The following is a 12,377-nucleotide window of genomic DNA, read 5'->3' as shown; positions in this document are numbered from 1 at the left end:
CCCACACAGATTGTCTGTTTCTTCTTTTTAAAGAGCTGACAGCCTTTTAATTTACTTCACAATTTCTTGTTTCAGTTTGCTGTCTCAAGGGCTGCGTATACTACGCTACACCTTTTTATTCGTCAAGATCTTTTTTTAAAATTTTTGACCTTGTTTACTAACACGACCTTTGTCTGCTTGTCGCTGACGCCGTGTCAGTGGATGCGCATTATAGGCACTTCATTTTTTTTGGCAAGTGAAAAATAGTAATTATGATTCTGTTTGTCTTTTATTTGTTCAACACTCATATTGGTATATTTGCAATATATATCCAACCAGCATTATAAACACAAAAAAAACAATATGTTGCTATAAATCACACTTTTCAACATCCAAAAAATAAAAATATCTATCTTTTTCCTCTTTTAATAACAATTTTATTTTAACGATTACCACCAATTAAATATTTTGCTTTATCTTTAAATATTAACTTTATTAGATTTGCAATAATGATACTTATCGTTAATGTAGTTATTAAAAAGCTAATTGCACCAAGTGAAGCTAATTGTCCGTTATCAGTTTTAATCACGTCCGCTATTGGTGAATTACCCACTTGTTGTTCCAAAAGTAACACGATAATTTCATGAATAAAGTAAATAGGAAAACTGATATTAGCCATATATGAAAAAAACTTATATGTTCTTCCATGTTCATTCTTACGATTTAAACCATCTAAAAAGTAAAGCGCTAAAATAAACAAAATAATTTTTTGTAATGTATCATAATAAAGTTTTTCAACACCTAAATGGTCAACATAACGATAAGCAAATGGGATACAAAAACATAAACCAAAAAAGAAAATCACTAACAATAGATTATCTTTAACTAGTTGCATAATTTTTTCATAATTCTGTTTTATCATCATACCGGTTAAATAAACCGGTCCATAATGCAACAAATTTAATAACGGTTTTGTATAATCAGGTTTAGTAAACATAACTATCCAGAACATTGAAATCAAACCAATAATAATCAGACTTTTTTGAGACCACGAATATAATAAAGGACTGATTGCAAAAATCATGATAATCATCGGCATAAACCACAATGGTAACAATTGCGTTCCTGTCAACATCATTCTAACAATAGAACCAACCGCACTCGGTTCAGTAAATGAAAAAAAAGGTAAACTGGATAAAGACTGATAGTGAAAATAGAGAAAACAGAAGATCGATACCGATATATATGGACATACTACCGTTTTGAATTTAGATAAATAATATTCTCTTACTTTATATTTGTAGGTCAAATGTTGAAATAAAAAACCCGCAATTAGTACAAAAAAGGTGGTGAAGTTAAAAGCAAATAAATTCAAAAAAGAAAATAAATAACTATTAGCAATTAAATTGCTATTTTTAAATACACCTAAGCAATGACTAAAGACGATCATGATGATAGCTACGCCACGCAATACATGAATAGAATGGATTTTTTGGGCTTTGACTGTTGTCATTTTAATAAGCAAAATATAACAAAGAAAATTTAGCATACATTAGCACAAAATCTGCTAAGAAAAACTAGGATTATTATAGAAAAACAATAAAATATTTCTTGACAAAAGCTGGAGAAAATTACAAGAGGTCTATATATAAAATGGACTTTATTTAGTTATTCAATTTATTTTTAGCAAACGAACATAAAGGTATAATTTCACGCTTTTCTTGCTGTAATGTTTTCACAACAAGTTCAAGCAACTTATCTGCAATACCGTGACCTCGATAAGCAGGATCAGTAAATGTATGATTAATCGTTGCCTTATCATACCCAATTCGAGTAAATGTCATTTCTGCTATTTCTTGATTATTATCATTACAAACATAAAAACGGTCATTATCTTGCTTATATTGTAGTGTCATAAAAACCTCAAATTTGTATCGAAATTGATTAAATATGACCAGAAGAATACTTTGAATATTTATTGAGTAAACAATCTTTATAAAATCAGTAATGTGAATAATTGATATATTTATTTAAAAGCTTAGCCTTATCAATTATTCACATCTTATTGTTCGATTATCAATGGAGCAATTTTTAGAATAAACGTTTTGCAGTGTTATAAAGATCCATGTCAAATGGTCTTTTCATATTATTAATCGCATCAATAATATCATGATGGACTAGCTTACCATTTTGAATACCGACACTACGGCCTGCATGACCTTTGATAAGTAATTCAACAGCATAAGCCCCCATGCGTGAACCTAAAATTCGGTCATAAGGCACTGGAGAGCCACCACGTTGTACATGTCCTAAAACTGTTGCTCGAGTTTCATGATGAACAGCCGCTTCGATATCTGCCGCTAATTGGTTAACATCACACATATTTTCAGTCACAGTAACTATCGCATGTTTTTTACCTTTAGCAAAGCCTAATTTTATCTCTTCAATTAAGTCTTCTTTAGTATAAGAAACTTCAGGGATAATCATAAACTCACACCCACCAGCAACTGCTGCATTTATTGTCAAATCACCGCAATCACGGCCCATGATTTCAATCACAGAGATTCGATGATGCGAAGAACACGTATCTCTTAATCTATCGATAGATTCTACAGCGGTGCCTAAAGCAGTAAAATAACCAATAGTATAGTCAGTTCCACGAATATCGTTATCAATGGTGCCAGGTAAACCAATACATGGAAAACCTTCTTCAGTTAAACGCATCGCCCCCATATAAGAACCATCACCGCCAATTACAACTAATGCATCGATTTGATGTTTCTTTAAATTAGCGATCGCTTTTTTTCTAACTTCTTGGTCTTTAAATTCAGGAAATCTAGCTGATCCTAAGAATGTACCGCCACGAGTAATAATATCTGAAACGCTAGAACGATCTAACTGAACGATTCGATCTTCACACAGACCTAAATAACCATCATAAATGCCAAAAACATCTAATCCTTCAGTTAAGGCGGTTCTCACAACACCTCGAATAGCTGCATTCATCCCTGGCGCATCACCACCACTGGTTAAAATACCTATTTTTTTTATCATACAAAATAACTCCAATATATAAACCTTCGGTTATTATAAGGTCATAATAATTAACTAACAATAAAAGTTTAGAAGCTATTTTGATTAGTTTCTCTACTTATTCATTTCTAAGGGAACAACAGAAACAGGATCTTGATGAATAATCACAGTTGCAGGCGCAAATTCTTGAGCAATATGTTTCTCAATCGCATCGGCGACTGCATGCGCTTTGATTAAAGGCATATCATCGTCTAATTCAAGATGTAACTGTATAAATTTTAACGGACCAGCTTGTCGAGTTTTCAAATCATGAAAACCATGTACATTTGAGTATGAAGAAACAATTTCACAAATTTTTTGGTTATCACTTTCTGATAAAGCTTTATCTAATAAGTCTTGAATTGCACTATAGGCTATTTTATAAGCATTATAAAAAATATATAACGCAATAAAAAAAGCAAAACAGGCATCAGCATAAGTAATACCGTACCAACTTAAAAATAGAGCTACTATAACCGCAATATTCATAAACATATCAGAAGAATAGTGCAACATATCAGCTTCAATTGCTTTACTTTTAGTCTGTTTTATTACATATTTTTGATATAGAACTAATACCCCAGTTACAATAACTGAAATCACAGATACGGCAATACCTAATAAAGGTGAGGCTATTGCTTCAGGATGAATAATAGATTTAATACTTGAAATTAACAAAATAGTTGCAGAACCAATAATAAAGGTGCTTTGTGCTAATGCAGCCAACGATTCGGCTTTTCCGTGACCAAAAGTATGATCATCATCAGCCGGTTTTAATGCATAACGAACTAAGAAAAAGTTAAGTCCAGATGCAAGTAAATCAATACTTGAATCTAAAAGAGAGGCAAACAAACTCATCGAGCCAGTAAACCAGCACGTAAGTAATTTTATAATAATTAGGAAAACAGAAATTAAAACAGCACTTAGTGTTGCCCTTTTAATTAACTTTTCGTACAAATGTGATTTTGACATTTGTTACCTATTTATTGGTAGGATGCTATCCCTTGTGGTAGAACCAATTGAGCGGCAACTTGAGCTGCAGCCTTTTTGTCTAATAGAATTTCAATAATTTTCAATGCAAAATCAATAGACGTTCCAGGACCTTGACTGGTAATGACTCTATTTTGTGCATCAAAATAAACTCTATCCGATTTCCAATGTTTAAAAGCATCTCTCGTTTCGGGATAACCGGTCATATATGCATCTGGAAATAAATTATGATGTTGCAGAACCATTGCCGGAGATGCACAAATAGCAGCAATTATATTGCCAGCTTGATGTGCTTGTTTTAATGTTTCAATTAATTGTTGGGAGTCGCGAAAGTTTTCCGCTCCTTTTAATCCACCAGGTAAAATAATTACATCAAAATCAACATTATTAACTTCTGAAAATACTTTTTGGGCTAAGATTGTTACTCCACGAGAACACTCAACTAGTCTATCTTCTGTGATACTAGCGTAAGTAACATTTATTCCGGCTCGAGTTAATAGATCAATAGTTGTAACAGCTTCGGTTTCCTCACAGCCATTCGATAAAAATACTAATGCTTGCTTTGTCATATTACACTCCTTTTTATCTAATAGCTGTGTTTAAACAGCGTCAAAAATTAAAACTATTTGAATCGTTCAATATTAGCGCCCAATTTTCTAAGCTTCTCTTCAATATTATCATAACCACGATCAATATGGTAAATACGATCAACAACGGTCGAACCTTCAGCGATACATCCGGCTAAAACTAAACTTGCTGAAGCTCGTAAATCAGTCGCCATAACTTGAGTACCACTAAGTTTTTCGACACCATGAGTAATTAATGTATTACCTTCGATTTCGCCATGTGCCCCCATACGAATAAGTTCTGGCACATGCATAAAGCGATTTTCAAAAATCGTTTCTTTGATGATTCCAGTTCCTTCTGCCACCATATTTAATAATGAAAACTGGGCTTGCATATCCGTTGGGAACCCCGGATGTGGTGCAGTATGAATATTTACAGCTTTTGCTCGTTTGCCTTGCATATCTAAACAAATCCAATCTGCACCTGTTTCAATATTAGCACCAGCCTCCTTCAATTTTGATAGCACAGCATCTAATAAATTTGGATCAGTTTTACGACAAGTTATTTTACCTCTTGAAATAGCAGCTGCAACCAAAAATGTTCCTGTTTCAATACGATCAGAAACAACCTCGTGTACGCCACCACCCAGACTAGTAACACCTTCAATTTCAATACGCATCGTGCCAACACCGGTAATTTTAGCGCCCAGCATATTTAAGAATTTTGCGGTATCAACAATTTCAGGCTCACAAGCTGCATTTTCTATTATAGTTTTACCTTCAGCTAAGGTTGCTGCGCACATAATTGTTACTGTCGCTCCAACACTCACCTTATCCATAACTATGTGAGCACCTTTTAAACGACCATTAACTGATGCTTTAACATATCCTTCATCTAGAGTGATTGTCGCACCTAACTGTTGTAAACCTGTAATATGCAAATCTACAGGTCTTGCACCTATTGCACATCCACCCGGTAATGAAACTTGCCCTTGCCCAAATCGAGCAACCAGTGGACCTAAAGCCCAAATTGATGCACGCATGGTTTTGACGAGTTCATAAGGTGCACAATAATTGTCAATTTGGCCAGCATCAAGATGAATAGAACCATTACGTTGGTATTTCACGCCTAATTGCGCAAGCAATTCAAGTGTTGTATCGATATCTTTTAATTTGGGAACATTTTGCAACTCAACGGGTTTTTCAGCCAAAATTGCAGCAAATAAAATAGGTAGCGCAGCATTTTTAGCGCCAGAAATGACAACTTCCCCATTTAAAGAAGTAGGGCCAGTAACGTGAAACTTTTCCATTGTTAACTCTTATTCATTTTAAATGGCCGTTATTATAGAAGTTATTTATCAATAGATAAATGAATTTTACCAAAATATAATGACTAATTTATCTTCACTAAAACAACCCAACACAATTTCAATTATTTGATATACCTCTTTTATTTTTCCTAAATTTTATTTAATAAATTAGATTAAAATTATTATTAATCAGAGATTGACTCACTTCACATCGACATTTATAGTGAGATTGATATCTTTGAAAATATCAACTGTTTAAAAATAAAATAATTTTAACTGCTTTGTTTAATAAAAGAGATAAATATGTTTGACTCAATCGCTAAAGCTGGAAAATATTTAGGTCAAGCAGCCAAACTAATGGTTGGGATTCCCGATTACGATACGTATGTACAACATATGAAACTAACTCATCCAGAACAAACGCCAATGACTTATGAAGAGTTTTTTAAAGAACGACAAGATGCTCGTTATAGTGGTAAAGGTGGCTTTAAGTGTTGTTAAATAGAAAGGAATAGTTTATGACACAAGATATTAGTACTTCCTTATTACCCGTCACCTTATTAACTGGTTTTCTCGGCTCAGGAAAAACAACACTCATCAATTACCTGCTTGAAAATAATCACAATGAAAAAATAATGATTATTGAAAATGAATTTGGTCCAGTAAATCTTGATAGCAACTTACTTACACCGAATCAGGATATTCAAATTGTTGAAATGACCAATGGTTGCATTTGTTGTACTGTGCAAGGAGAATTGACCAAAGCTCTCCATCAATTGCACGCAGAAAGACAAGCTGGTAAATTGCAATTTGATAGACTTATTATTGAAACCACTGGGCTTGCCGACCCGGCACCTATTATTCAAACTTTTTTTATTGATGAGCTAATTAGAGAAACCATTAGACTTGATGCAATTATTACGATTGTTGATTCTCAACATATTTTGCAACATTTAAATGAACATCGAGTTGCTGTTTCTCAAATTGGTTTTGCCGATCGTATTATTTTATCTAAAACCGACTGCATCACCGAACAACAACAAATTGAAATTCTAAATCGCCTTCAAAAAATTAATAGTAAAGCAACTATCTATCAAGCGATTAATGGTAAAATTGCAAAATCACAATGGTTAGATATCCATGCTTTTGATTTAGATGAGGAATTAGTTCTTAATAAAGGTTTTTTTATTGTTAATCCGTCCAAACAGTTAGAAACTAATTTTAAAACAATTCCATATCAAACCTCATCCTGGAATGATGATATCTGTTCCTATCTTTTTGAAGCTGGAGAACTTGATCTTAAAAAGATTGGCTCATTTATGGAAAATCTAGTTGAAAAATACGGTAATGATATGCTGCGCTATAAAGGAATACTTGCAATAAAAGACAATAACCAAAGGCTCATTGTTCAAGGAGTCCATAAAATTGTCGGTTTTGATTACGGTTCTCCATGGCAACAAGCTTCCGAAAAAATATCTCGCTTAGTTGTGATTAGTCGAACTTTACCATTTGATGAATTAAATAAGGAATTTTTACAGACGGTAGCAAATTAACTGATCACAATTAATTAAAATCGACTAAAAAACCCCTTTCCTCAAAATTTTTTAGTAAAATCGACTAAATCTTCGATTTTACTATTAACTGCCTTTTTATCGAATGTGGTAAAATGGTTAACTTTCAACCAAATAAAATAGACAACACAAGAATATGGATTACGATATTGCCATCATTGGACTTGGACCTGCTGGTAGCACGCTCGCTCGGTTACTTAGCCCATCTTTTAAGATCATTGCATTAGATAAAAAACATCAAGCTGGTGATGAAGGTTTTCAAAAACCATGTGGTGGCTTATTGGCTAATGATGCACAAAAAGCGTTTGTAAGACAAAAGCTAAATTTACCATTGGATATATTAACTGATCCGCAAATTTTCAGCGTAAAAACCATCGATCTGCAAACGAAACTGATCCGTAATTATCAACGCAGTTATGTCAGTTTTGATCGACATAAATTCGACCTATGGTTAAAGTCGCTTATACCAAATAGTGTCAATGTGTTACATGATACGCTATGCAAAGAAATCAGAAGAGTCATTGATGGATATCAAGTCACTTATATTGATGAAAATAAAATTGAACATAAGATTACCGCTAGATATGTAGTTGGAGCTGATGGCGCAAATTCAGTTGTGCGACGTATGCGCTATCCTAATCATTCTATTAGACAATATGTTGCTATCCAACAATGGTTTACAGACAACCATAAAATTCCTTTTTATTCTTGTATTTTTGATAATAAAACCACAAATTGTTATGCGTGGAGCATTTCCAAAAATAAACATTTCATTTTTGGTGGAGCCTTCCCTAAAAAGACAGCCAATCAACATTTCGAGTTATTAAAAGAAAAATTAGCTCAACAAGGTTTTATTTTTGGCGAACCTTTAAAAACCGAAAAGTGTCTTGTTGTTTATCCAAATCGATTCCGAGATTTTTATACTGGTAATGAAAATATATTTTTAATTGGTGAAGCTGCGGGCTTTATTAGTGCTAGCTCACTAGAGGGTATCAGTTATGCTCTTGATAGCGCAGAAATTCTTAGCAAAATATTAAATAGTGGCGTAGCAAAACCAAATAAACATTATTATCAAAAAACAATGCCTTTACGCTTTAAACTATATAGCAAAATTATTAAAGCAAAAATTCTTACTACGCCAATATGGCGAAAGTTAATAATGAAAAGTAAAATTCAGCATATAAAAACAATTTAGTTAATACAAAATTAGCAAATGTTTCTAACAATGAAATATAACAAGGAATAGACATTATGTTTGATGTTAGCGATCTTATTCGCTTTAATCACGAATGGTCAGAAAAAATAGAACAAGAAGATCCTGATTTTTTTAAACAGCTTGCCATTGCTCAGAACCCCAAATTTTTATGGATTGGCTGTTCTGATAGTCGAGTACCAGCTGAAAAATTGATTAAATTAAAACCCGGAGAATTATTTGTTCACCGTAATGTTGGTAATTTGGTTATCCATACCGATCTTAACTGTTTATCTGTCGTGCAATATGCCGTTGATGTACTTGAGATAGAAGATATTATCATTTGTGGACACTTAGGTTGTGGTGGAATTAAAGCTGCAGTCGAAAATCCCGATCTAGGTCTAATTAACAATTGGTTATTACATATTCGTGACTTATGGTTCCGTTATAGTTCTTTAATTGGCGAGTTTCCCGCCGATATTCGTTTAGATATTTTATGTGAGCTTAACGTTGTTGAACAAGTCTATAATCTAGGACATTCAACAGTTATTCAATCCGCATGGCAAAGAGGTAAAAAAGTTAATTTACATGGTTGGGTTTATGGGATAGATAATGGCAAAATTACTGACTTACATATTACATCATCGAGCAGTGAAAATCTTGAAATCAATTATCGAGAAGCTATTTCTTATCTATTAAATTTGCATAAATCACAATAATTTTATTTAAATCGATGGATAATTTGATTACTGCTGCCTCGCCATAATAGTTTGGGATCAGCCAGTTCTTGTACAAATTTTCCATCAATCAAAACATCTATATAAGGAACTACAGCTTGTTGAGCATCGGTTAATTCATCAAGCTTATAGCCTGTCCACAACCAAATATCTTTATTATCACACTCATTTTTTACTCGTTTTACCAGTTTTAAAATGGCAGGGACATTTTGTGGGTGCAAAGGATCACCACCAGAAAGTGATAATCCTTGGCGTTTTATTTCAGTATCTTGTAAATCTTTAATAATTTGATCTTCAAGTGATTGTGTAAATGGCTTACCAGAGTTTATTCCCCATGTGCTTTTGTTATAACAGCCAGGACATTGGTGTACACAGCCGGCAACAAAAAGTGCACAACGAGTCCCTTCGCCATTAACAACATCAACAGGATAATAACGATGATAATTCATAATGATAAAATAATTTATTAGCCTATTTGCCCATTGTCTAAATGTTTAACTCGGCGTTTGACTTCTTCTTGTTTACCCGCATTAAATGGACGAGCATCAGGGCTACCTAAATATCCACAAACACGACGAGTCACAGAAACTTTAGCTGAATCATGATTACCACAGCTAGGACAAACAAAACCTTTGCTAGTACATGAAAATTCACCGGTATAACCACATTCATAACATTCGTCAATTGGCGTATTGGTACCATAATAAGGTACACGCGTATAGCTGTAGTCCCACACATCTTCTAATGCTTTAACATTATTAATCATGTTAGGGTATTCGCCATAACAAATAAAACCACCGCTTGCTACTGCTGGATAAGGTTTTTCAAATTCGATTTTTTCATATGGATTCACTTTTTTCTCAACATCAAGGTGGAAACTGTTAGTATAGTAACCTTTATCTGTTACTCCAGGAATAATACCAAATTCAGAAGTATCTAAACGGCAGAATCGGTCGCATAAGTTTTCACTCGGTGTACTATATAAACTAAATCCATAACCAGTCTCTTTTTTCCATTGTTCAACCGCTTTAGCTAAATGTTCAACGATTGCTACACCTTTATTACGTAAGGTTTCACTATCGAATGGATGAGTTTGGTTACCATAAAGTGCATTTAAAGTTTCATGCAGACCAATATAACCTAAAGAGATTGATGCACGGCCATTTTTGAAGATTTCAGAAACACTGTCATCTTCTTTTAAGCGAACACCACAAGCACCTTCCATATATAAAATCGGAGCAACACGAGCTTTCACACCATCAAGACGAGCAATACGAGTCATCAATGCCTTTTTACAAAGAGCTAAACGTTTGTCTAAAATTTCCCAGAAACGAACTTCATCACCTTTAGCTTCAATGGCGATACGAGGTAAGTTAAGACTAATAACACCTAAATTATTCCGTCCATCATGAATTTGTTGACCATCTTCTTCATAAACACCCAAAAAGCTACGGCATCCCATTGGTGTTTTAAATGATCCAGTTACTTCAACGACTTTATCATAATTTAAAATATCTGGATACATACGTTTACTTGCACACTCTAATGCTAACTGTTTAATATCATAATTAGCATCACCTTGTTTGTGATTAATACCATCTTTAATTGCAAAAACTAATTTAGGGAATACCGCCGTTTTATGATTTTTACCTAACCCTTTTATTCTCACTTTTAAAATTGATTCTTGAATTAACCGCGATTCCCAACTTGTTCCTAAACCAAAACCAAAAGTAACAAATGGGGTTTGTCCATTAGCAGTATGCAAAGTATTTACTTCATATTCTAAAGATTGAAATGCATCATAACACTCTTTTTGGGTACGACTTTCTGCATAAGCCTCAGGATTTGGAATATTCCATTCCTCAGCAACTTGCTTATGTTTTTGATAACTAATAGTGACAAATTTTGCTAAAATTTCATCAATACGATTTATGGTGGTACCACCATAAATATGACTAGCAACTTGCGCAATAATTTGAGCTGTTACTGCTGTTGCTGTTGCGATAGATTTTGGCGGTTCAATTTCAGCATTACCCATTTTAAAGCCATTAGTTAACATGCCATCTAAATCAATTAACATACAGTTAAACATTGGGAAAAATGGCGCATAATCAAGGTCATGATAATGTATTTCACCACTATCATGCGCGCGCGAAATATCCTTTGGTAATAAATATTGTTTCGCATAATGTCGAGCAACAATACCTGCTAATAAATCGCGTTGAGTAGGAATGACTTTACTATCTTTATTCGCATTTTCGTTCAAAATAGCGACATTACTTTGCTCTATTAGCCCACGAATATCTTGATTTAAACGGCTACGCTCTTCACGAGCACGGTCACGATCATGTCGATATTCAATATAGGTTCTTGCTAATTTTTTATAAGGGCCTGACATTAGTTGATTTTCAACAACATTTTGAATTTCATTAATATCGACACTTTCACGATCCATCATTTGATTAGTCACTACGCGAGCCACCGCTGCACAATAATCTGGATCGTTAACATTAGCCGCAACAGCTGCTCTTATAATAGCATCTTTAATACGAGTCTCATTAAATGCAGTCTGACAACCGTCACGTTTGATTACTACGGGCATATATACTCCTCAATATTCATTAATAGTTAGCGCTTAGCATGAGTTTTTATCGACCTTAATAGTTAATGTACTTATTCAAAACTATTGATTTTTTATTAAAATATGAGGCTTTTTGATATAAACTCGGATTTTCACATCGCTTTAGAAAATACTATATATAGTAAATATGTTTGAATTATACACCATATATTGTGTTTTTCTAGCTTTTTAAAAAAATAATTTACTTGACAAAGAAAACCCAATAATCACAAGTCTTCCGGTGAATAGCATTAAAAAAATTTGAATAAATAGGATATAAAAGGTAAATAAATTTTATAAGAGTACAAATTAATTTTGCACTCTTATATAAGAACAAGTA

12 protein-coding genes are annotated in these 12,377 nt (G+C 33.4%); 4 read left to right on the top strand and 8 right to left on the bottom strand.

The genetic code is table 11. The annotated features are described in order from the left end of the window. Positions 1–421: 421 nt before the first annotated feature. The 6 genes from H3T56_RS06965 to murA all read right to left on the bottom strand — a co-directional run bounded on the left by H3T56_RS06965 (position 422) and on the right by murA (position 5,917). Positions 422–1,492: an acyltransferase gene (locus H3T56_RS06965; RefSeq protein WP_198192349.1), complete on the bottom strand. Its 1,071-nt coding sequence runs from the start codon at positions 1,490–1,492 to the stop codon at positions 422–424. Between the two features lie 151 nt (positions 1,493–1,643). After that, on the bottom strand, positions 1,644–1,895 hold the full coding sequence (locus H3T56_RS06960; protein ID WP_198192348.1) for a GNAT family N-acetyltransferase: 252 nt from the start codon (positions 1,893–1,895) through the stop codon (positions 1,644–1,646). A 175-nt stretch (positions 1,896–2,070) separates the two neighbouring features. Further along, positions 2,071–3,033 (bottom strand): 6-phosphofructokinase, encoded by a 963-nt coding sequence (gene pfkA / locus H3T56_RS06955; RefSeq protein ID WP_065577808.1) that lies wholly within the window; start codon positions 3,031–3,033, stop codon positions 2,071–2,073. Between the two features lie 93 nt (positions 3,034–3,126). Beyond that, on the bottom strand, positions 3,127–4,023 hold the full coding sequence (locus tag H3T56_RS06950; RefSeq protein ID WP_065577809.1) for a cation diffusion facilitator family transporter: 897 nt from the start codon (positions 4,021–4,023) through the stop codon (positions 3,127–3,129). Between the two features lie 11 nt (positions 4,024–4,034). Further along, positions 4,035–4,610, bottom strand: a complete 576-nt coding sequence (locus H3T56_RS06945) for a DJ-1 family glyoxalase III (protein WP_198192347.1) — start codon at positions 4,608–4,610, stop codon at positions 4,035–4,037. A 53-nt stretch (positions 4,611–4,663) separates the two neighbouring features. Next, positions 4,664–5,917 carry a UDP-N-acetylglucosamine 1-carboxyvinyltransferase gene (gene murA / locus H3T56_RS06940; RefSeq protein ID WP_086360293.1) on the bottom strand — a complete coding sequence of 418 codons (1,254 nt, stop codon included), beginning with the start codon at positions 5,915–5,917 and terminating at the stop codon, positions 4,664–4,666. 303 nt (positions 5,918–6,220) lie between these two features. Between murA and H3T56_RS06935 the strand changes: the two genes are divergently transcribed. The 4 genes from H3T56_RS06935 (at position 6,221) to can (ending at position 9,399) form a co-directional block, all read left to right on the top strand. Continuing rightward, complete coding sequence (locus H3T56_RS06935) at positions 6,221–6,418, top strand: YbdD/YjiX family protein (RefSeq protein ID WP_034883017.1); 198 nt, start codon at positions 6,221–6,223, stop codon at positions 6,416–6,418. 17 nt (positions 6,419–6,435) lie between these two features. After that, positions 6,436–7,470, top strand: a complete 1,035-nt coding sequence (locus H3T56_RS06930) for a GTP-binding protein (RefSeq protein ID WP_198192346.1) — start codon at positions 6,436–6,438, stop codon at positions 7,468–7,470. A gap of 154 nt (positions 7,471–7,624) precedes the next feature. Then, a complete protein-coding gene (locus H3T56_RS06925; RefSeq protein ID WP_110447038.1) occupies positions 7,625–8,683 on the top strand; it encodes an FAD-binding protein in 1,059 nt (352 codons plus the stop codon). A 56-nt stretch (positions 8,684–8,739) separates the two neighbouring features. Then, positions 8,740–9,399 carry a carbonate dehydratase gene (gene can / locus H3T56_RS06920; RefSeq protein ID WP_198192345.1) on the top strand — a complete coding sequence of 220 codons (660 nt, stop codon included), beginning with the start codon at positions 8,740–8,742 and terminating at the stop codon, positions 9,397–9,399. Positions 9,400–9,401: 2 nt separating this feature from the next. Here the strand turns inward: can and nrdG are convergent, their stop codons facing one another. Both nrdG and nrdD read right to left on the bottom strand, forming a co-directional pair. Beyond that, on the bottom strand, positions 9,402–9,866 hold the full coding sequence (gene nrdG, locus H3T56_RS06915; protein WP_065577816.1) for an anaerobic ribonucleoside-triphosphate reductase-activating protein: 465 nt from the start codon (positions 9,864–9,866) through the stop codon (positions 9,402–9,404). Between the two features lie 17 nt (positions 9,867–9,883). Continuing rightward, positions 9,884–12,019, bottom strand: a complete 2,136-nt coding sequence (gene nrdD / locus H3T56_RS06910; RefSeq protein WP_198192344.1) for an anaerobic ribonucleoside-triphosphate reductase — start codon at positions 12,017–12,019, stop codon at positions 9,884–9,886. Positions 12,020–12,377 lie beyond the last annotated feature (358 nt).

This window comes from Gilliamella sp. W8123, assembly GCF_016101085.1.
GTDB classification, from domain to species: Bacteria; Pseudomonadota; Gammaproteobacteria; order Enterobacterales; family Orbaceae; genus Gilliamella; species Gilliamella apis.
Note: the sequence above shows the minus strand (reverse complement) of the source record. Positions and strands in the feature narration are given on the sequence as shown.